The sequence below is a fragment of the Pseudomonas sp. LG1D9 genome, assembly GCF_002949995.1.
Taxonomy (GTDB): Bacteria; Pseudomonadota; Gammaproteobacteria; order Pseudomonadales; family Pseudomonadaceae; genus Aquipseudomonas; species Aquipseudomonas proteolytica.
The window spans coordinates 3591906-3613632 of the sequence record NZ_CP026881.1; the positions used below are offsets into that span (position 1 = coordinate 3591906).

At 60.1% G+C, this 21727-nt stretch carries 14 protein-coding genes; 2 read left to right on the forward strand and 12 right to left on the reverse strand.

All coding sequences use genetic code 11. The features are described 5' to 3' along the window. Positions 1-71: 71 nt before the first annotated feature. Both pnp and C5F71_RS16825 read left to right on the forward strand, forming a co-directional pair. A complete protein-coding gene (pnp, locus tag C5F71_RS16820) occupies positions 72-2177 on the forward strand; it encodes a polyribonucleotide nucleotidyltransferase (RefSeq protein ID WP_029298969.1) in 2106 nt (701 codons plus the stop codon). A 296-nt stretch (positions 2178-2473) separates the two neighbouring features. Further along, complete coding sequence (locus C5F71_RS16825; protein ID WP_029298967.1) at positions 2474-3094, forward strand: BON domain-containing protein; 621 nt, start codon at positions 2474-2476, stop codon at positions 3092-3094. Positions 3095-3382: 288 nt separating this feature from the next. On the opposite strand, the gene C5F71_RS16830 is transcribed toward C5F71_RS16825, so the two are convergent. From C5F71_RS16830 to C5F71_RS16885, 12 genes are all read right to left on the reverse strand, one after another. Beyond that, on the reverse strand, positions 3383-6316 hold the full coding sequence (locus C5F71_RS16830; RefSeq protein WP_104911565.1) for a DUF748 domain-containing protein: 2934 nt from the start codon (positions 6314-6316) through the stop codon (positions 3383-3385). A 107-nt stretch (positions 6317-6423) separates the two neighbouring features. Then, positions 6424-7440: a class I SAM-dependent rRNA methyltransferase gene (locus C5F71_RS16835; protein WP_070994374.1), complete on the reverse strand. Its 1017-nt coding sequence runs from the start codon at positions 7438-7440 to the stop codon at positions 6424-6426. 171 nt (positions 7441-7611) lie between these two features. After that, complete coding sequence (locus C5F71_RS16840; protein ID WP_029298961.1) at positions 7612-8481, reverse strand: oxygenase MpaB family protein; 870 nt, start codon at positions 8479-8481, stop codon at positions 7612-7614. Between the two features lie 16 nt (positions 8482-8497). After that, positions 8498-10435 (reverse strand): acetate--CoA ligase, encoded by a 1938-nt coding sequence (gene acs / locus C5F71_RS16845; RefSeq protein ID WP_104911566.1) that lies wholly within the window; start codon positions 10433-10435, stop codon positions 8498-8500. Between the two features lie 125 nt (positions 10436-10560). Continuing rightward, positions 10561-12225, reverse strand: coding sequence for a glucose-6-phosphate isomerase (pgi, locus tag C5F71_RS16850; RefSeq protein ID WP_029298957.1), 1665 nt, complete (start codon positions 12223-12225; stop codon positions 10561-10563). 348 nt (positions 12226-12573) lie between these two features. Then, a complete protein-coding gene (gene panC / locus C5F71_RS16855) occupies positions 12574-13428 on the reverse strand; it encodes a pantoate--beta-alanine ligase (RefSeq protein WP_029298955.1) in 855 nt (284 codons plus the stop codon). Beyond that, the gene (panB, locus tag C5F71_RS16860) at positions 13425-14225 is read right to left on the reverse strand and encodes a 3-methyl-2-oxobutanoate hydroxymethyltransferase (protein WP_104911567.1); all 801 of its coding nucleotides are present in this window, start codon (positions 14223-14225) and stop codon (positions 13425-13427) included. The genes panC and panB overlap by 4 nt, the downstream gene beginning before the upstream one ends. A 322-nt stretch (positions 14226-14547) precedes the next feature. Beyond that, complete coding sequence (gene folK, locus C5F71_RS16865) at positions 14548-15030, reverse strand: 2-amino-4-hydroxy-6-hydroxymethyldihydropteridine diphosphokinase (protein WP_092233383.1); 483 nt, start codon at positions 15028-15030, stop codon at positions 14548-14550. Between the two features lie 5 nt (positions 15031-15035). Beyond that, positions 15036-16433, reverse strand: a complete 1398-nt coding sequence (locus C5F71_RS16870) for a polynucleotide adenylyltransferase PcnB (RefSeq protein ID WP_029298948.1) — start codon at positions 16431-16433, stop codon at positions 15036-15038. 712 nt (positions 16434-17145) lie between these two features. After that, a complete protein-coding gene (locus C5F71_RS16875) occupies positions 17146-18573 on the reverse strand; it encodes a sigma-54 dependent transcriptional regulator (RefSeq protein ID WP_029298946.1) in 1428 nt (475 codons plus the stop codon). A gap of 22 nt (positions 18574-18595) precedes the next feature. Next, the gene (locus C5F71_RS16880; protein ID WP_029298944.1) at positions 18596-21550 is read right to left on the reverse strand and encodes a sensor histidine kinase; all 2955 of its coding nucleotides are present in this window, start codon (positions 21548-21550) and stop codon (positions 18596-18598) included. After that, positions 21534-21710 carry a hypothetical protein gene (locus C5F71_RS16885; protein WP_003176118.1) on the reverse strand — a complete coding sequence of 59 codons (177 nt, stop codon included), beginning with the start codon at positions 21708-21710 and terminating at the stop codon, positions 21534-21536. Before C5F71_RS16885 ends, C5F71_RS16880 begins: the two co-directional genes overlap by 17 nt. Positions 21711-21727 lie beyond the last annotated feature (17 nt).

Genomic DNA, 21727 nt, shown 5'->3' on the forward strand with positions numbered 1-21727 from the left:
GATTCCCGACATTGCCCAAGAATTTCGCAAGAAGACAAGTTCCCCAAGAGCCACAAAGAAGGTAGGACACCGTGAACCCGGTAATCAAAAAATTCCAGTTCGGTCAGTCGACCGTTACCCTCGAGACAGGCCGTATCGCCCGTCAGGCCTCCGGCGCAGTGCTGGTCACCGTTGACGACGACGTCACCGTATTGGTGACCGTTGTTGGCGCCAAGACCGCTGACCCGAGCAAAGGCTTCTTCCCTCTGTCCGTTCACTACCAGGAAAAGACTTACGCTGCCGGTAAGATCCCTGGCGGTTTCTTCAAGCGCGAAGGCCGTCCTTCCGAGAAAGAAACCCTGACTTCCCGACTGATCGACCGTCCGATCCGTCCGCTGTTCCCAGAAGGCTTCATGAACGAAGTGCAGGTTGTCTGCACCGTCGTTTCCACCAGCAAGAAGACCGATCCGGACGTCGCTGCGATGATCGGTACTTCGGCGGCCCTGGCCATCTCCGGCATTCCGTTCGACGGCCCGATCGGCGCCGCTCGCGTTGCTTTCCACGAAAGCACCGGCTACCTGCTGAACCCGACTTACGAGCAGCAGAAAGCCTCGAGCCTGGACATGGTCGTTGCCGGTACTTCGGAAGCCGTGTTGATGGTTGAATCGGAAGCCAAAGAGCTGACCGAAGACCAGATGCTGGGCGCCGTACTGTTTGCTCACGACGAGTTCCAGGTGGTGATCAACGCCGTTAAAGAACTGGCTGCCGAAGCTGCCAAGCCAACCTGGACCTGGGCTCCTCAGCCAGAAGCCACCGCACTGCTGGGCGCTATCCGCTCCGAGTTCGGCGCTGCTATCTCCGACGCCTACACCATCACTGTCAAGGCCGACCGTTACGCACGCCTGGGTGAGCTGAAGGACCAAGTCGTTGCCAAGCTGTCCGGCGAAGAAGGCCAGCCTTCTTCCAGCGAAGTCAAAGCAGCCTTCGGTGAAATCGAATACCGCACCGTTCGCGAAAACATCGTTAACGGCAAGCCACGTATCGACGGCCGTGACACCCGCACCGTGCGCCCGCTGAACATCGAAGTCGGCGTTCTGCCGAAGACTCACGGTTCGGCCCTGTTCACCCGTGGTGAAACCCAGGCCCTGGTTGTTGCGACCCTGGGTACTGCCCGTGACGCACAGCTGCTGGACACCCTGGAAGGCGAGAAAAAAGACCCCTTCATGCTGCACTACAACTTCCCTCCGTTCTCGGTGGGCGAGTGTGGTCGCATGGGCGGTGCTGGTCGTCGCGAAATCGGTCACGGCCGCCTGGCCCGTCGTTCGATTTCGGCCATGCTGCCGGCCGCCGACGTGTTCCCGTACACCATCCGTGTTGTATCGGAAATCACCGAGTCGAACGGTTCCAGCTCCATGGCTTCCGTTTGCGGTGCTTCCCTGGCACTGATGGACGCCGGTGTGCCGATGAAGGCGCCGGTTGCCGGTATCGCCATGGGCCTGGTTAAAGAAGGCGAGAAGTTCGCCATCCTGACCGACATCCTGGGTGACGAAGACCACCTGGGCGACATGGACTTCAAAGTAGCCGGTACCGCCAAAGGTGTTACCGCGCTGCAGATGGACATCAAGATCAAGGGCATCACCGAAGAGATCATGGAGATCGCCCTGGGCCAAGCCCTGGAAGCGCGCCTGAACATCCTCGGTCAGATGAACCAGATCATTGGTCAGTCCCGCACCGAGCTGTCGGAAAATGCTCCGACCATGATCGCGATGAAAATCGACACCGACAAAATCCGTGACGTTATCGGTAAAGGCGGCGCGACCATCCGTGCGATCTGTGAAGAAACCAAGGCCTCGATCGATATCGAAGACGACGGTTCGATCAAGATCTTCGGCGAAACCAAGGAAGCGGCTGAAGCAGCACGTCAGCGCGTACTGGGTATCACCGCTGAAGCCGAGATCGGCAAGATCTACGTGGGTAAGGTTGAGCGCATCGTCGACTTCGGCGCATTCGTCAACATCCTGCCTGGCAAGGATGGCCTGGTTCACATCTCCATGCTGAGCGACGCTCGCGTTGAGAAAGTGACCGACATTCTGAAAGAAGGCCAGGAAGTGGAAGTGCTGGTACTGGACGTGGACAACCGCGGCCGTATCAAGCTGTCCATCAAGGACGTAGCAGCAGCCAAGGCTTCGGGCGTTTAATCACTCCCAGGCTTCACGCTGAAAAAGAGGACTCTTCGGAGTCCTTTTTTTATGGCTTTGGGAAAGTGACGGTAAATCAGCCGTTTAGCCTAGGGCAAAAGCCGCAACTTGCATGCAGGCATGAAGGTCTTCATGCAAGTTGCACGATTCCGAAAAAGTCCTATTTTGTTAACTTGTTGTTTTATAAGGATTTATTTTAATGTTTAGACTTGGCACACTGCCTGCAATATTCCTGTTAACGCTGCAGCATCAAGGTTCACACACTGCAGACTTTTAATAAAACAGGAGTTACTCGTATGAAGAAGTTCGCTCTCGCTACTGCTACCGCTCTGACCCTGGCCATGGGTGCTAACGTGGCCTTTGCCCAGACTTCCCAAGCTCCAATGACCCTGGCGGCCGGTGAAGCCACCAAGGCAAAAGAAAGCGTTTCGGATACTTGGATCACCACTAAAGTTAAGTCTGATCTGCTGACCGAAAAAGGCATTCCTGGTTCGGACATCAAGGTTGAAACCAACAAAGGTGTGGTTTCCCTGTCGTCGACTGTAGCCATTTCGGATTCGCAGAAAGCAACCGCTGTAGCGATTACCAAGAAAATCAAAGGTGTAACCGCGGTTTCTGCTGACGGCCTGCTGGCTGGCGGCGCTACCAAGGCAGACAACATCGACAAAACCAAAAGCGCAGCTGCAGGCGCCAAAGAGTCCACTTCCGACACCTGGATCACTACCAAAGTGAAAGCTGACCTGGTAACCGAGAAAGGCATTCCTGGTACCGATATCAAAGTCGAAACCAACAAGGGCGTAGTTTCCCTGTCCTCTTCGGTCGCTGTGACTGAAGCGCAGAAAACTACTGCGGTGAATATCACCAAGAAAATCAAAGGCGTTAAAGCTGTATCGGCCGACGGCCTGAAAGCAGAGTAACGCTTAACAACTCGACTGAACCCAGGCGGCCTAGAGCGAGGCAGATATCCGCTCAATGCACCTTACAGGTTCATGCGACCGACCACAGGGATGTGGTCACTACGGGCCCCGGCACTTGTGTCGGGGCCCGTTTTATTGTGGGTTGGAATTCATGTTTGCAGATTATGCAGAGCAAATGTAGGAGCTGGCTTGCCTGCGATGGCGGTGTATCAGCGGCAAATAGGCTGGCTGACCCGCCGCCTTCGCAGGCAAGCCAGCTCCTACACTTCAGACTTCTGGTGCCGGTAGTTACTCGGCATCCAGGTGCATTGGCGTGACAACCCGGCCATCTTTCTCGGCCTGCCCCAGGTTGGCATCGATGAAGTACACCCGGTCATCTTCCAACTGGCCCTTGTCGACCAGATAGTCCTTGATCGTACTGGCACGGTCCTGGCCCAGTTGGCGTAGCAGCACGTCGCTGCCGCTCCAGAACTTGATCACGCCGTCGCGCAGTTTCGCCGAGCGTTCATCGCTGCCCAGATCTTTCCACTCAGCCGGTGGCTGTTGCTTCAAGCGGGTGCGATAGATGCCTTCGAGCAGTGGGGCTTTTTCCTTTTCAGGTACTACAAGCAACGACGCCTGGGCCGGGACTTTATCGCCGCGACGCTGGAGAATCTTGTAGTAGTTGTACTGATACTCGCGCTCAAGCCGCTCGGCCGCCAGGAACGGACCGTCGCTGCTGGCTGCCGCGGTGCCTTCGATCTCCAGGCGCAGCGCAGGGCGCTCCTTGAGGGCCTTGGCGAGGCTGTCCAGGGCCGACTCGGCGTCCTTGCTCAGTGCGCTGGAACCTGCGGCGAACGACACGTTGCCCAGATCCTGCGCGCCACCACCGGTTACCAGCCCGCCAATGAACTTGAACGGCGCCGTCGCCGCGCGTACCACCAGGTTGCGCAGGGTTTGCCAGACAATTGGCATCACGCTGAATTGCGGGTTATTCAAGTCGCCAGTCACCGGCAATTCGATGGAGATCTTGCCGTCCGTGTCCTTGAGCAGGGCGATCGCCAGGCGAATCGGCAGGTCCACCGCATCTGCGCTATCGACTTTCTCGCCCAGTTGCAGTTGCTCCACTACCACCTTGTTCTCGGCCTTCAACTGGCCTTTGGTGATCACGTAGTGCAGATCGAGGTTGAGCCGGCCCTTACGGATACGGAACCCGGCAAATTTGCCGGAATACGGGGTCAGGGTAGTCAGCTCGACGCGTTTGAAGCTGGTGGCGATATCCAGGGCGGCCATCGGGTCAAACGGGCTCACGCTGCCCTTGATGGTCACTGGTGCATAGCGGTCGACTTTACCCTTGATATCGACGCTGGCCGGCTTGGCCTGGCGGCTGTCGATGGTACCGATCTGGCCATTGAGCTGCTGGATCGCTGTGGCGAAGTTCGGCGTGAGGCTGAAGTCGGCAAAGTTGGCCGAACCATCGTTGATCGCGATCTGGCCGATGCGGATACCCAAAGGCTTTTCGTTGCTCGCGCTGGATTTGGCGGTAGATTTGGCGCCGCTGTCAGCCGGTTGCGGGATCAGCAGATCATCGACGTTGGTGGTGCGGTCGTCGTTGATCATAAAGCGTGCATAGGGTTGCAGCAGGTTGATCTTGTCGATCGACAGGCTGTTGCCGTGCTGGTAGTTCAAGCCTTCGACCACCAGGCGCTGCCACTTGAGGAAGTCGCGGGTCTTGAGGGTATCGAGGGTGTGCAACTGATCCACTTGCGCCCGGCCGGTGATCTGCAGTGCAAGGGGCTCGGTACTCTTGAGGTTCACGTCCAGGTTGCTGCCGAGCATGCCGCTACGCAGTTCCAGGCGGATAAACGGGCTGATATAGGATTGGGCAACCCGCAGGTCGATGTCCTTGGTGTCGACTTTCAGCTTGGCGCTAACCGGGTTCAGGTTGACCTGGCCGCTCGCCTGGAGCTTGCCCTGCTTGCCCAGGCCACTGTCGATCTTCAAGGTGAAGGGGCTTTGATTGAGGCTGTCGAAGTCTTGTACATCGACATTCAGCGGGCCCAGTTCCAGTGCCACAGCAGGTTTTACCTGGCGATCAGCCAAGTGCACCTGGTAGTTGCGCAGTTGCACGTCCTTGAGCAGTACTTGCCAAGGCTTGCTCGGTGCTGTGGGGGCGGGTTCCGGCGAATCGGCTGTAGCGGGCGCCGTGGCTGGCTCGGGCTTGGTGGCCGGCTTGCTCGGCTGGCTGGCGAACAGTTTCTGCCAGTCCAGTTGGCCGTCGGCTTCGCGGGCGGCCCAGGTTTCGAGCTTGTTACTGCGGATCTTGCCAACGATCACTTGCTGCTTGGCCAGGTCGATCGAGGTTTCGCTGACATCCAGGCGTTCCAGGCGCGCCAGGGGCCGCCCATCCGGGGCCTTGATCGCGAACGGCGCGACGCTTGCGGAGACGTTGGTCAGGTTCAGTTCGGTTTCTTTGGCCAGGTTCAGCTTGTAGTCGGTGCTGAAGTTGAGGATGCCGTCTTCCAGGACCAGCGGCAGGGCGTCCCGTACGTAGGGCCACCAGACCTTCATTTTGCCATCGGTGACCTTGAGCTTACCTTCGGAGGTGATCGGTACCAGGCTGAAATTGCCGGTCCAGTCGATCTGACCGCCTTCGGGGCCGGCGGCGACCAGGGTCATGTCGGCATTGTCTTCGGGCAGGGTGCTGAGGTTTTTCAGCTCAAAGTCGAGTTTGTCGTAGAGGAACTCGATAGGCTCGCTGGGGCGCACGTCTTCAAAGTGCACGTAGCCGTCGGCCAGCTTGATGCGTTCGATACGCAGCGGGAACGGTTTGCTGTCGGGGTCATCGGGGGTTGGTTCGCTCGGCGGTACTTTGAACAGTTGCGCCAGGTTGAGCGTGCCGGCTTTGTCGAAGAGGATTTCGGTCCTGGGCTTGTCCAGCTGCACATCGGCCAGGTGCAGGGCGCGTGTCCAGAGGCTGTCGATCTGCAGGTTGGCGTAGAGACGCTCAAAACCCACTTGTTCCTTGCCGGGTTCACCGAGTTTCAGGCCCCAGAGGGTCAGCTCCAGGCTGAACGGGTTGAGCTCGATACGCTCGATACGGGCCGGTACCGTGGCGTAGTTGGCCAACTGCTGGTTGGCTACGCGAAGCGCAATACCGGGCAGAATCAGGAAGCCCAGCAAGCTGTAGAGTGCAAGGGCGGTCAGCAAGGCGCCTGCGGCGCGAATCAATCCTTTGGACATGGGTGACGCCATCTATATCAATCAGGAGTGCCTTGGAGTATGGCACGGGTTTGCGGTTCCGAAGAACCGCGCCTTTATTACGCCAGGCCAAGCCTTTCAGGACAATCCTACAGTTGCAGGATCAAGGTCTTCAGTGGGGGCTGTTGGTCTTGTGAGGGAAAGTCAGCGCCGGGTGTCATCACTTTCCAGTCGCGTACAGGTCGGCCGGCCTTTTCAGCGCAGCGCAAGACCTGTTCGCGCCAGTCGTCCATGCTGACTTTTGCCAGGTTGTTGCAGCAGATCAGCACGCCATCTTGTGCGGTGGCCAGCAATGCCGGCTTGAGCAGGCTCTGGTAGTCACGCAGCAGGTCCACGGTCCCAAAGGCGCTCTTGGCCCAGGCCGGCGGGTCGAGCAGCACCAGGTCATATTGACGTGGTTCCAGGCGCGGGTAGCTCGGCAGTTTTTGCCCGCGACGCTGGGTGATCGGCAGCCCGGCCAGTTGGCGGATGGCCGGAAAGTAATCGGACTGTACAAACGTCATGGGCGGCAATTGTGGGTTCAGGTCGCCGTTCTCGCGGCCGACTGCCAGGTTGCCCTCGGCAAAATCCAGGTTGCACACCTCACGGGCCCCACCAGCCGCTGCGCTGAGGCCGACGCCGCAGGTGTACGCAAACAGGTTGAGTACGCTTTTGCCGGCACTGTGGGCCTTGACCCAGCCGCGGGTGTTGCGCAGGTCCAGGAACAGCAGCGGGTCCTGCCCGGAGTGGCGGCCGCGCACCCGATAGTTCAGGCCCCATTCATGGCCGACCAGGTCTTCCAGGGCGGCGGGCTCGGCGCGGTATACGGTGTCTTCGCGGTCGATACGCGAGTTGCCTCGGGAGCGGTCGTTATAGACCAGCAACAATTCAAGCCCCAGGTACTGGTTGATCATCAGGTGCAATTGCAGCAGTGCATCGCTGTCCAGCGCCTGGTGAAAGCTCTGCACCATCAATTGCGGGCCGTAGCGGTCGATGGTCAAGCCGCCGGCGCCTTCCTGGCTGCCATGGAATAACCGATAGCAATCGGTGCCTTGGGCATGCAGCTCGGCGAACAGGTCTTGGCGGTGATCGAGGGCGGCGCGCAGCGCCTGATTCAGGGACGACATGGAGCGCGCCTTGCTGGGGAATTTAAGCGCGCAAGTTTAACAGCTCCTGTGGGTCGCGGCTTTTACAGGAGCGGGCTTGCCCGCGAAAAACTCGACATCCCCGCGTTTCTTCAGGCGTGTTGCGTCAGCGTTGACGATTTTCGCTGGCAAGCCCGCTCCTACAAAGCTGCGTTACAGCAGGCCCATGCGCCTGTGGGCGCGCTGCACCGAGCCGTTGCGCATCGCCCAGCGCAGCAGTGGCGCGCTGCGCCTGACCCCAGTGCGGATCAGTTGGCGTTGCAGTGGGCTTTGTTGTTGGCCAAGCATGTCGTTGGCCCAGTCCGGAAGCAGATCAATGCCCGCTTGCATCATCAGCGCGCCGAACGGCTTGGCCAGGGTGCTGGGTGCCGGGGCGTTGAGCAGCAGGCGCAGCACTTCACGGCTACGTTCGTCACACAGCAGTTGTGGGCGAATCCGCTGCAGATAATCCGAAATTTCCTGCCGTGAGCGCGGCACATGCCGAGCTCCCAGCTGTTCGGCGATCAGGGCTATTTCGCTGTAGTAGCGGTCTTGATCCCTGGGCGATAAATCCGGGTTTTTGTAGCGCAGGTGCGCCGCGAGAAAGCTGCTGACTTCGGCGACGTGGACCCAGGTGAGCAATTCGGGATCGCTGGCCGCATAAGGACGCCCGTCAGGCGCATGCCCGACCACTTGCAGGTGGATGGTGCGCACCTTTTCGATCAGCCATGACGCGTCGCGGCGCGAGCCAAAGGTGGTACCGGAAATAAACTGCGAAGTGCGGCGCAAACGCCCGAGCATGTCCTGGCGAAAATTCGAATGGTCCCACACGCCGGCCAACGCCAGGGGATGCAGCGCCTGCAACATCAAGGCGCTGATGCCACCGATCAGCATGCTGCTGAAGTCACCATGGACCTTCCAGCTTACCGAGTCCGGCCCGAACAGCCCTGGGTCGCCCTTGGGGCTCTCCAGGTCCAGATTGCCGAGGGACAGGCCCGTCAGGCTCATCAACTGGGATTCGATACGGTTGCGCAGAAATTCCATGGTGGCTTGGGGGTTCCTATCGGTTCAGGCGTTTGTCGATCAGGCCGTCGACCACGCTCGGATCGGCCAGGGTCGAGGTATCGCCCAGGCTGTCCAGCTCATTGCAAGCGATCTTGCGCAGGATACGTCGCATGATCTTGCCTGAACGGGTTTTGGGCAAGGCCGGCGCCCATTGGATCAGCTCGGGCTTGGCGAAACTACCGATTTCCTTGCTGACCAGTTCCAAGAGGTGCTTTTTCAGCTCGTCGCTGGGCTCGACGCCATTCATCGGCGTGACAAACGCATAGATGCCCTGGCCCTTGAGGTCATGGGGATAGCCGACGACAGCGGCCTCGGCCACCTTGTCATGCAGCACCAGCGCGCTTTCCACCTCGGCGGTGCCGATGCGATGGCCGGACACGTTGATCACATCATCGATACGCCCGGTGATCCAGTAGTCGCCATCCTCGTCGCGCCGCGCGCCGTCGCCGGTAAAGTAGTAGCCGGGGTAGGGCTTGAAGTAGGTATCGATCATCCGCTGTGGGTCGCCATACACGCTGCGGATCTGCCCCGGCCAGCTGGACTTGATCGCCAGGACGCCACTGCCGGCGCCGTTGATTTCCTTACCCTGTTCGTCGAGCAATACCGGCTGCACCCCAAACATCGGTTGGGTGGCGCAGCCAGGCTTGATGCGCTGGGCGCTGACCAGTGGGCTGAGCATGATGCCGCCGGTTTCGGTCTGCCACCAGGTATCGACAATCGGGCAGCGTTGTTCGCCGACGGCATTGAAATACCACTCCCAGGCTTCCGGGTTGATCGGCTCGCCGACACTGCCGAGCAACCTCAGGCTGGCCCGGGATGTGTTCTCCAGCGGACCATGGCCCTCACGCATCAGGGCCCGCAAGGCGGTGGGCGCGGTGTAGAAGATATTCACCTGATGCTTGTCGATCACCTGCCAGAAGCGCGAGCTGTCCGGGTAACTCGGCACGCCCTCGAACATCAGGGAGGTGGCGCCATTGGCCAGTGGCCCGTACACGATATAGCTATGGCCAGTGACCCAGCCGACGTCGGCGGTGCACCAGAACACCTCGCCCTCGCGGTAGTCGAGCACGTACTTGAAGGTCATTGCCGCTTGCAGCAGGTAGCCACCGGTGGTGTGCAACACGCCTTTGGGCTTGCCGGTGCTGCCGGAGGTATAGAGGATAAACAGCGGGTCTTCGGCATCCATTGCCTCGGGCGGGCATTCGCCGCTGACCGCGTCAACAGCCTGTTGATACTTGAGGTCGCGCCCCTCGGTCCAGGCCACCGCAGCGCCCGTGCGTTCCACCACCAGTACCGTCGTGACATTTGGGCAACTGGCCAAGGCCTTGTCGACATTCTGTTTCAGTGCCACGGGCCTGCCGCCGCGCACGCCTTCATCGGCAGTGATCACCGTGCGGCAGTCGGCATCCAGAATGCGGTCGCGCAAGGCATCCGGTGAGAACCCGCCAAACACCACCGAGTGCACCGCGCCAATCCGCGTACAGGCCAGCATCGCGTAGGCGGCCTCGGGAATCATCGGCATGTAGATACACACCCGATCGCCTTTCTTCACCCCACGGCTTTTCAGCACATTGGCCAGGCGGCTGACGTTTTGATGAAGTTGGCGGTAGGTGATTTTGGAAGATTTTGCAGGATCGTCGCCTTCCCAGATAAAGGCCGGCTGATCGGCACGTTGCGCCAGGTGCCGGTCAATGCAGTTGTAGCTGACGTTCAGCTGGCCGCCGGCAAACCACTGGGCGCCGCCGGTGTGGATATCGCAGTGCTGGACGGTGTGCCAGGGCGTGATCCAGTCGAGCAAGGCTTTGGCCTGTTCGGCCCAGAAGATATCGGGGTGATCGATGGATTGACGATAGAGGCGCTGATAGTCCTCTTGGCCCAGTTGGGCGGCACGGCGCACGGCATCGGCATGGGGAAACTGGCTGATATCGAACATAAGGGATCCCTCTTCTTGTTATAGATACAAGAGCTCAAGGCTGACCCTTGTGCAGGAGCTGGCAAGCCAGTTCCTACACAAGGGCGCTTGTGCAGGTTCAATCCCTGATTGTAGTGCCGATCACTTCAACCGCGGTGACGACCACGGAAGTAGTTGATCAGGCCCTGGGTCGAGGCATCTTCGGCCGAGGTTTCCTCAGCGCCTGTCAGGCGGTTGTAGACGCCTTTGCCCAGCTCCTTGCCCAGCTCAACGCCCCATTGGTCAAAAGCGTTGATGCCCCAGATAACGCTCTGCACGAACACCTTGTGCTCATACATCGCCACCAGTGCGCCGAGGCGGCGCGGGCTGATCCGTTCGACCACCAGGGTGTTGCTCGGGCGGTTGCCAGGGATGACTTTGTGTGGCGCCAGTTTCTGTACTTCTTCCTCGGCCATGCCTTTGTCACGCAGCTCGGCTTCGGCTTCGCTGCGGGTCTTGCCGAGCATCAGCGCCTGGCTCTGGGACAGGCAGTTGGCATACAGCCACTGGTGATGGTCGGAGACCGGGTTGAAGCTGACGATCGGCACAATGAAGTCGGCCGGGATCAGTTGGGTGCCCTGGTGCAGCAACTGGTGGTAAGCGTGCTGGCCGTTGCAGCCCACGCCGCCCCAGATCACCGGGCCCGTGTCGACCGCAACCGGCTTGCCGTCCTGGCGCACGCTTTTGCCGTTGGATTCCATGTCCAGTTGTTGCAGGTGCTTGGTGATGTTGCGCAGGTAGTGGTCGTACGGCAGGATCGCATGGCTCTGTGCGCCCCAGAAGTTGCCGTACCACACACCCAGCAGACCCAGCAGCACAGGCATATTCTGCTCGAATGGGGTGTTCTGGAAGTGCTGGTCCATGGAGTAGGCGCCAGACAGCAGTTCCTTGAAGTTGGACATGCCAATCGCCAGGGCGATAGGCAAGCCGATGGCCGACCACAACGAGTAACGGCCGCCGACCCAGTCCCACATCGGGAAGATATTCTCTTCACGGATACCGAAGGCCACGGCCGCCGCGTTGTTGCTCGACACGGCGATGAAGTGGCGATACAGCTCGGCTTCCGAGCCACCCTGGGCCAGGTACCAGGCGCGGGCGGCCTGGGCGTTTTTCAGGGTTTCGAGGGTGTTGAAGGATTTCGACGAGACAATAAACAGCGTGGTCTCGGCGCGCAGCTTCTGGGTGAGTTCGTGGAACTCACTGCCATCGATATTCGCCAGGTAATGGCAGCGCACACCTTTGTGGGCGTAGGACAACAGCGCTTCAGAGACCAGCTCCGGGCCGAGGAACGAGCCACCGATGCCGATGTTTACCACGTCGGTGATCGGCTTTTCGGTGTAGCCGCGCCACAGGCCATCATGGATGCGGCCCACCAGATCGGTGATCTGGTTCAGCACCTTGTGCACGTCGGGCATGATGTTGGTGCCGTTGACCGACAGCTTGTCGCCCACCGGGCGGCGCAGTGCAGTGTGCAGCGCCGGACGACCTTCCGAAGAGTTGACCGGCTCGCCGTCGAACAGCGCCTTGATCGCGCCTTTGAGATCGACTTCGTTGGCCAGGCCCACCAGCAGGTCGCGTGTTTCAGGGGTAATCAGGTTTTTCGAGTAATCGAGGAACAGCCCGCAACTGCTCAAAGTGAACTGGGTAAAGCGCTGGGGATCGGCATTGAACGCTTCGCGCATGCTGAAATCCTGCATGGCCTGGCGATGTTGATTGAGCGCTTGCCAAGCGGGCAGAGCGGTAACGTCATGGGGAGTGCGGTAGTACGCCATCGCTGCGGGTTTCCTTTTTATTGCTGGGACTGCCTTTAGGACACTTCTAAACCCGGAACGTCCAGTCTTGTATCAAGGATTGGGTTCCAGATAGCGCTAACTATAACGCCGGGCGATTACATTAAACCTAGCGTGTCGATATGTCTTGGCTTTGTCTGTGCAGAGGCCGGTACTTTTTTATACCGGGGCCTGAGGGGGGTTACAAAACAACTATGGGAGCCGCTTTGTATGGGAGCGGGCTTGCCCGCGATTGCAGACTGTCAGTCGATGCATTTGTCGCTGACCCACCGCCTTCGCGGGCAAGCCCGCTCCCACACAAGCCTTTCCTACAGTGGAGTATCGCCAGGATCAGGCGGGTAGCGTGAGGTGCAGGTTGTCGATCAGCCGGGTCGCGCCCAGGTAAGCGGCAACGAGGATCACCACATCACGATCCTCGACAGTTGCAGGGCGCAGGTGCTGGCCCTGGCGAACTTCCAGGTAGTCCATCCGCAGGCCGGCGGCCTCGATGTGCTGGATCTGTTCGGCGCGCAGTTTGGCAAAGTCGCGGTCGCCGGCTTGGATCGCGGTGGCGATCTGGCAGAGGCTGCGGTACAGCACCGGGGCGATGGCGCGCTGTTCTTCGCTCAGGTAACCGTTGCGCGAGGACAGCGCGAGGCCGTCCTCGGCGCGCACGGTGGGCTCGCCGATGATCTGGATCGGCATGTTCAGGTCGCGCACCATGGCGCGGATCACCGCCAGTTGCTGATAGTCCTTTTGCCCGAATACCGCCAGGTCAGGCTGGACCATGTTGAACAACTTGCTCACCACGGTCGCCACACCCTCGAAGTGGCCCGGACGGCTGGCGCCGCACAGGCCTTCGGACAATTGCGGCACGCTGACTCGGGTCTGCACGGTCATGCCGCCGGGGTACATCTCGTCAACCGTAGGGGCAAATAGTAGGTTGCAGCCTGCCACCAGCAGCTTTTCCTGGTCGGCGGCGAGGGTGCGTGGGTACTTGTCCAGGTCTTCGCCGGCGCCAAACTGCAGTGGGTTGACGAAAATGCTCGCCACCACGAAGTCGGCTTGCTCGGCGGCGCGGGTCACCAGCGTAGCGTGACCGGCATGCAGGTTGCCCATGGTGGGCACGAAGCCGATGCGCTTGCCGGCGCTACGCGCGTGAGTGACGGCGGCTCGCAGTTCGCGCAGGGTTTTGACGGTGTTCATGCAGAGAATCCGTGTTCGATGCCTGGGAAGGTAACGGCTTTGACTTCGGCGACATAGGCGCTCAGTGCAGCCTGGATGTTGTCCTGGCCGGCCATGAAGTTCTTCACGAATTTTGGTGCGCGGCCAGTGAGGTTCAGGCCCAGCATATCGTGCAGTACCAGGACCTGGCCGTCAGTCGCGCTGCCCGCACCAATGCCGATCACCGGGATTTTCACCGCCTGGGTGATTTCTTGCGCCAGTTCGCTTGGCACGCATTCGAGTACGATCATCGCGGCGCCAGCCTGCTCCAGGGCGATGGCATCGGCACGCATCTGCCGCGCCTGGGCTTCATTGCGGCCCTGGACCTTGTAACCACCGAGGATGTTCACCGACTGTGGCGTGAGGCCCATATGCGCGCATACCGGCACGCCGCGTTCAGCTAACAGGCGGATCGACTCGGCGAGCCACACGGCACCTTCCACTTTGATCATATGCGCCCCGGCCTGCATCAGCTTGCCGGCGTTCTGGAACGTCTGCTCCAGCGTCGCGTAACCCATGAACGGCAGGTCGGCGATGATGAGCGCGCCCTCGTTACCGCGCTTGACGCTGGCGGTGTGGTAGGCGAGCTCATCGGTGGTGACGGGGAGGGTGCTGTCATTCCCTTGAAGAACCATGCCCAGGGAGTCGCCTACCAGTAACACCTCGACGCCGGCCTGGCAGCAGGCCTGGGCGAACGTGGCGTCATAGCAGGTCAGCATGGCGATTTTTTCACCTTTGAGTTTGAGGCTCTGCAAGGTGGTCAGGGTAATGTCTGGCATGAAAAGGGTCCTCGTTCAGGCGCTTGGAAACAGCGAGTAACGCGCGTGAGTCTTCGTTTATACAGGCGCACTTTCTTCAGAGCAGTGCTTATAAGGCCTGGATTGCGCCCTTCAGCGCCGGGTTGGCGGCAGCGGGACGCCTATAGTCGTGAGGAGGACTCGGGAAGTCAATTGGATGTGTTACCGCATTGTTACGAGCGGGGTGTTACCGCTGTTACTGATGCGATTGTAGGAGCGAGCTTGCTCGCGAAGAACATCTAGACAACGCGTTTAATCAGGCCGCCTGCATTTATATTGACGATTTTCGCGAGCAAGCTCGCTCCTACAACCGCAGGCGTTCGAGGCCGACGAACGGGCATTCGCCGAGCACTTCGCTGAGTAGGCGGCCGTCAGGCAGTTTTAAAGTGGACGGCGCCAATTCGGCAAGTGGATAGAGCACAAAAGCCCTTAGATGCATTTGGTAATGAGGCACCTTGAGGCGCGGCTCGTCGATCAGGCGATCACCAAACAGCAGGATATCCAGGTCCAGGGTGCGTGGCCCCCAGCGCTCAAGGCGTTCGCGGCCCTGATCGTTCTCGATGGCCTGCAGCGCATCCAGCAGTACCAGCGGCGCAAGCGTGCTGTCCAGCGCCGCCACGGCATTGGTGTAGCGCGGCTGGCCGCTAAGCAGGGAATCACTTTGATAGAAGGCAGAAACACCCGCGAATGTGGTGTTCGGCAATTGCGCCAACGCCTTGAGGGCGTCGCGCAACTGCTGTTGCGGGGCAGCAAGGTTGCTGCCCATACCGATGTAGATACGCTCCACCGTGCTTATTCGCCAGAGGTGTCGGCGGCACTGCGCTTGCGTTTGCTGCCACTGCTGCGGCGGCGTTTCTTCGGCCCGTCGCCAGTGGCTTCGCCTTTGCTGCTGAGCTCACGGATCATCTCGCGACGTTCGCTGTCATTGGCGTCCTGGTAGTCGGTCCACCATTCGCCCAAGCCATCGGTCTGCTCGCCGGCGCTTTCGCGCAGCAGCAGGAAGTCATAGCCGGCACGGAAGCGCGGGTTGTCCAGCAGCAGGTCGGCACGTTTGCCACTGCGGCGTGGCAGGCGCTCCTGCATGTCCCAGATCTCGCGGATCGGCATGGTGAAACGCTTGGGGATCGCGATGCGCTGGCACTGTTCAGCGATCAGTTCGTGGGCGGCTTCCTGCATCGCTGGAATTGGCGGCATGCCACGGTTCTGCAGGCGCAGCACCCGGGCTGGCAACGCAGGCCAGAGCAGGGCAGCAAACAGGAAGGCCGGGGTCACCGGTTTGTTCTGTTTGATCCTAAGGTCAGTGTTGATCAAGGCTTCACTGATCAGGGTGTGGGTGTACGTCGGGTTGTGCTCCAGTGCATCGGCGCTGGCCGGGAACAGTGGGTCGAACAACTGCAGGTCCACCAGCATTTCGAACGTGTCGGCGGCATGCCCGGACAGGAACAGCTTGAGCACTTCTTCGAACAGGCGCGCCGAGGGGATTTCCCGCAGCATCGGAGCCAGTTCGCGAATCGGCGCGGCTGTGTGTTTCTCGATACCGAAGTTCAGCTTGGCGGCAAACCGCACGGCCCGCAGCATGCGCACCGGGTCTTCCTGGTAGCGCTGCGTGGGGTCGCCGATCAGGCGGATCAGGTGATTGCGGATATCGTGCACGCCGTTGGCGTAATCGAGGATGCGCTCGCTGACCGGATCGTAATAGAGGGCATTGATGGTGAAGTCGCGACGTTGCGCGTCTTCTTCCAGGGTGCCGTACACATTGTCCCGCAGGATGCGTCCGCTTTCGTTGCGGGAAGATTGGTTGCTGTCTTCCTCTTCATCGTTTTGCGGGTGGCCCGCGCGGAAGGTCGCGACCTCGATGATCTCGCGACCAAAGTGGATATGCACCAATTTGAAGCGCCGGCCGATGATCCGCGCGTTGCGAAACTCGGCACGCACTTGTTCAGGCGTGGCGCTGGTGGCGACGTCGAAATCCTTTGGGGTGATGTTGAGCAACATGTCGCGCACGCAACCGCCGACCAGGTAGGCCTGGTAGCCAGCGTTCTGCAGGCGTTCGACGATGTTCACCGCATAACGGCTGAACTGGGCGCGCTGCAGCGAATGTTGATTGCTGTTGAGCACTTCAGGCGTGCTGCGAATGTGTTGCGTACGACGCAAGGGGGAACGGAATGACTGGAACAACTTCTTCAGCATGGGATGCACTGTTTGAAGGAATGTTCGGCCATAACGAAGAATGACCGCATGATGGGCCGGGATTCTAGCATTTAGTCAGGGGATGGTGTAGGAACTAGCTGCAAGCCGTGAGCCAGATGCTTAAATGAGGCCGGTTGACGCTCAAATCGCAGAAACTACAAGGGGAGCCGAAGCTCCCCCAGAAAGTAGTTGCGTGCTCTATTTTTATTATTGATTTCGGGCTTCTTGTTTTTGTTGATCGCCCTCGTCATGAGATTTGACCTTCATGACACTCCCAATCGGGAGTCAAGAGCAAACGGATTGCTTTGGTCGCTGTGTTGCGATGATCAATGATCCAACCAGTTCAGGCTCTGCCTTAGGGCAGTTTTTGTTGTTCTCGGCCTGGTTGCGGGGCAAGCCCCAAATGCAACGCCTCTCCAAAAGAATCAGTTAGCTGCGCCTCCGCCGTGTTGTTTTTATTGTGCGTGAGTCGATTCGTCTTATTTTTATTGTGTGTGTACGGTGCTTTTTATTGTTCTTGTACTAAGCATATAGCAGGGTGCGTGCCAACTTTTGCAAACCCCAGCAAAACAAGGGGTTTGGTCGGATCTGGTGGGTTTGGCGGGCATAAAAAAGCCGGGGCTTCGTTACCGTAAGCCCCGGCTTTTTGTTACGTGAATATCTGAGGTAACAGTTTTTTCACGTTTGGGGTGTTACCCCATGTGAGTTGGCCTCAGCTTTCGCTGGCAACCCCGGTCTTGCGCCTTGGAATGCCCAGGCGCTGGCGCCGCTCCCACAGGCATTTGCGGCTGACGCCCAATTTGCGCGCCAGTTCGGTCTCGGTCATGTGGTCCTGGTGTTCCAGGACGAAGTGCTGGAAGTAGTCTTCCAGGGACAAGTCTTCCGTGGGCTCGTGGCTGGTGTTACTGCCGCCCTGTTGGGGGGCCAGGCCAATGAAGTCGTCATCGTCCAGGTCGCTCAGTTCGATGTCGATGCCCAACAGCTCTGCGGAGATCTGCGGGCTTTCCGAAAGGATTACCGCGCGCTCCACGGCGTTTTCCAGCTCGCGCACGTTGCCTGGCCACGAATAGTGGCGGATGGCCTGTTCGGCGTCGGCCGCAAACGTCAGGTCGGTACGGTTGACTCGTGCGCTCTGGCGCAACAGGAACGCATTGGCAATCTCGTTGACGTCGGCGCCGCGTTCACGCAAGGCCGGCAGCTTGAGGGCGATCACGTGCAGGCGGTAGTACAGGTCTTCGCGGAACTGGCCGATCTTGGCCAGGCTTTTCAGGTCGCGGTGAGTCGCGGCGATCAGGCGCACATCGACTTTTTGCGACTGGACCGAGCCCACCCGACGAATCTCGCCTTCCTGCAACACTCGCAGCAGGCGCGCCTGGGCTTCCAGGGGCAGTTCACCGATTTCGTCGAGGAACAGCGTGCCGCCGTCCGCCGCTTCTACCAGGCCTGCGCGTCCGGCGCTGGCACCGGTAAAGGCACCTTTCTCATGGCCGAACAGTTCGGACTCGATCAGGGATTCAGGGATTGCCGCGCAGTTCACCGAAATCATCGGCGCCTTGGCACGCTTGGACAGGTTGTGCAGGGCGCGGGCCACCAACTCCTTGCCGGTACCGGACTCGCCCTGGATCAATACATTGGAGTCCGTGGGCGCAACCTTGCGGATCTTGACGTACAGGTCCTGCATGGGCGGGCAGGAGCCGATGATGCCGATTTCGCCATTGCTGTTGTCGACCCCGGGCTTGTCGCTGGCGGCCTTGCCGGCCGGCCGTTCCGCCGGGGCACTGCTGGCCGATTGACGATCACGCAGGATGCGAGCCACCGCCTGGAGCATTTCGTCGTGATCGAAAGGCTTGGCGATGTAGTCCACCGCGCCCATCTTCATCGAGTCGACGGCGGAGCGCAGGCTGGCGTAGCTGGTCATGATCAGCACCGGCGTACCCTGGCCCAGCTTGATCAGTTCGGTGCCCGGTGCGCCAGGCAGGCGCAGGTCACTGACGATCAGGTCAAAGGTGGGAATGCTGAAACGCTCCTGGGCTTCCTGCACCGAGCCGGCTTCGCTGACCTGGTACTGATTACGTTCAAGCAGGCGACGCAAGGCAGAGCGGATAATGGTTTCGTCTTCGACGATCAAAATGTGCGGCATTGATTCAATTCTCTCGACGGTCTCAGTTCACAGCGGACGTCGCTTCGACATGACGCGGCAAGGTCACCCGAATACGGGTGCCGCGTTGGCTTTCGGTGTCAGCCGGGCTGTCGATGGTGATTTGTCCATAATGCTCTTCAACGATGGAATAGACCAGTGCAAGGCCCAGACCGGTACCTTCACCAGGGTCCTTGGTGGTGAAGAAGGGTTCGAACAATCGGTCCATGATGTTCTGTGGAATACCGCTGCCTTCGTCCTCCACGATCAGGTCGACCGTGTGCTCGAAAGCCTCGCTCTTGACCCTTACCGCACTGCCGGCGGGTGTCGCGTCGCGGGCATTGGACAGCAGGTTGATCAGCACCTGGGCCAGGCGTTGTGAGTCGCCGACCACCCAGTGTTCCGGATCGCACAAGTTATAGAACTGTACTTCGAAATTGCGCCGGTTCAAGGCCAGCAGCCCAATGGCATCCTGGGCGACTTCGGCCAGGCACACGGCTTCATCGTGATTCTGGTGGCCGCCGGCATGGGCAAAGCTCATCAGCGATTGCACGATGCGCGAGACGCGTTTGGTCTGTTCGAGGATCTGCCCGCTGATTTCGGTGATTTCGTCGTCCTCTTCGCGCTCTTCGCGCAGGTTCTGCGCCAGGCACGCGATACCGGTGATCGGATTGCCAATCTCGTGGGCCACCCCGGCCGCCAGGCGCCCGATACTGGCCAGGCGCTCGGAGTGCACCAGTTTGTCTTCGAGCATTTGGGTTTCGGTCAGGTCTTCGACCAGCAATACCAGGCCACTGTTACCGGGGGCCAGGGGCTCGTCGATCGCCGCTTTGTGCAGGTTCAGCCAGCGCGTCTGGCCGTCGAGGGCCAGATGCTGTTTGTGCAAGTGTTCGTCCGGCAGGTTGATAAAGCCCTGCAGCAGTTCCTTCCACGGATCGGCGATGGTGGTCAGGCGCGAGCCCACCACGCGTTGGGCGGCGATGCCGGTCAGCTCTTCCATGGCCTTGTTCCACATCAGGATTTCCTGGTCCTTGGCCAGGGAGCAGACGCCCATGGGCAGTTCCTGCAGGGTCTGGCGGTGGTAGCGGCGCAGGGCGTCGAGTTCGGCGGCAAGGCCGGTGAGGCGCGAGTGGTAGTCCTCCAGCCGGCTCTCGATGAAGTGGATATCTTCGGTGACATAGTTTTCGCCGCCGGCCTTGTAGGGCAGGAAAGTCTCCACCATGTCCTGGGACACGCTGGGGCCCATCAACCCCGACAGGTTGGCCTCGATGCGGTCGCGCAGGCGGCGCAGGGCATAAGGGCGGCGCTCATCGAAGGGCAGGTACAGATCGCGCAGTGCCTGCTCCACTTCCTTTTGCGCAGCCTTGGCGCCCAGGGGCTTGGCCAGTTGGGTGGCGAACTCCTGGGGCGATGCCGCATGCAGTTCACGGCGTTGCGGGCGGCGCACGTTATCCACCGCGCAGGCTTCGGCAGCGCTGGTTTCTTCGGGGCTGGCGTTGGTGAACAGGGAAATCAGGGTGAACATCAGCACGTTGGCCGCCAGCGAGGCGATGGCAGCCATGTGCCAACTGGTGTCATCCAGCACGTAGATCATGTTCAGCAGCGGGATATAGAAGCCCTGCAGATTACCGACCAGCGGCAGCAGCATAGTCACCAGCCACACCAGGATCCCCGCCAGCAGCCCGGCGATGAACCCGCGTCGATTGGCGGTCGGCCAGTACAGCACCGACAGAACCCCCGGCAAGAACTGCAAGGTGGCGACGAAGGCCACGATTCCGAGGTTGGCCAGGTCCTGCTCGGCCGCCATCAGCAGGTAGAAGCCATAGCCGGCCATGATGATGGCTACGATCAGCGCGCGGCGTGTCCATTTCAGCCAGCGGTAGATGTTGCCTTCGGCAGGCGGCTGGTACAGCGGTAGCACCAGGTGATTGAGGGCCATGCCCGACAGCGCCAGGGTGGTGACAATGATCAAGCCACTGGCCGCCGATAAGCCGCCGACGTAGGCCAGCAATGCCAGGGACTTACTGTTGGCCGCGATGCCGATACCGAGGGTGAAATATTCCGGGTTGGTGGTGGCCCCCAGTTTCAGGCCGGCCCAGAGGATCAGCGGTACTGCCAGGCTCATCAGCAGCAGGAACAGCGGCAAGCCCCAACTGGCGCTGACCAGCGAGCGCGGGTTGAGGTTCTCGGTAAAGGTCATGTGGTACATGTGCGGCATGACGATGGCGGAGGCAAAGAACACCAGCAACAGCGTGCGCCATGGGCCTTCTTGCAACGGGGTGTGCAGGGCGGCGAGGGCGGTCTGGTTTTGCAGCAGCCACAGCTCGAGTTGCTGCGGGCCGTCGAACACCCCGTACAGCGCGTACAGGCCCACGCCACCGATAGCGATCAGCTTGATCACCGACTCGAAGGCAATCGCAAACACCAAGCCTTCGTGTTTTTCCCGGGTGGCGATATGCCGCGAGCCAAAAAAAATCGTGAACAGGGTAATCAGCGCACAAAAGCTCAGGGCCACCCGATGTTGCACCGGTTCATGGGTGAGGATGCTGATGGAGTCAGCCACGGCCTGGATTTGCAGGGCCAGCAGCGGTAGTACGCCGATCAGCATGAAAATGGTGGTCAGCGCGCCGGCCCAGGTGCTGCGAAAGCGGAACGCAAACAGGTCGGCCAACGACGACAACTGGTAGGTGCGGGTGATCTTCAGGATCGGGTACAGCAACACCGGCGCCAGCAGGAAGGCCCCGGACACCCCGAGGTAGCTGGAAAGAAACCCATAACCGTACTGGTAGGCCAGGCCCACCGTACCATAGAACGCCCAGGCGCTGGCATACACGCCCAGCGACAAGGTGTAGGTCAGCGGGTGGCGAATGATCGCCCGCGGGATCATTCCACGCTCACTGATCCAGGCCACCCCGAACAGCGCCGCCAGGTAGGCGGCGCTGATCAGCAGCATCTGGGTCAGGCTAAAGCTCATCGGCATCTTTTTGGCTCTGCAGGATAAAGGTCACGACGATCAGGATCAGCCACAGCAGATAGGGGCGATACCAGGCGCCCGTGGCGTCGATCCACCAGTCCATGATGGCGGGAGAAAACAGGTAGATCCCGACGACCAACAGCAGGACCAAGCGATAGATGTACATGTTGGCCTCTGATTGAA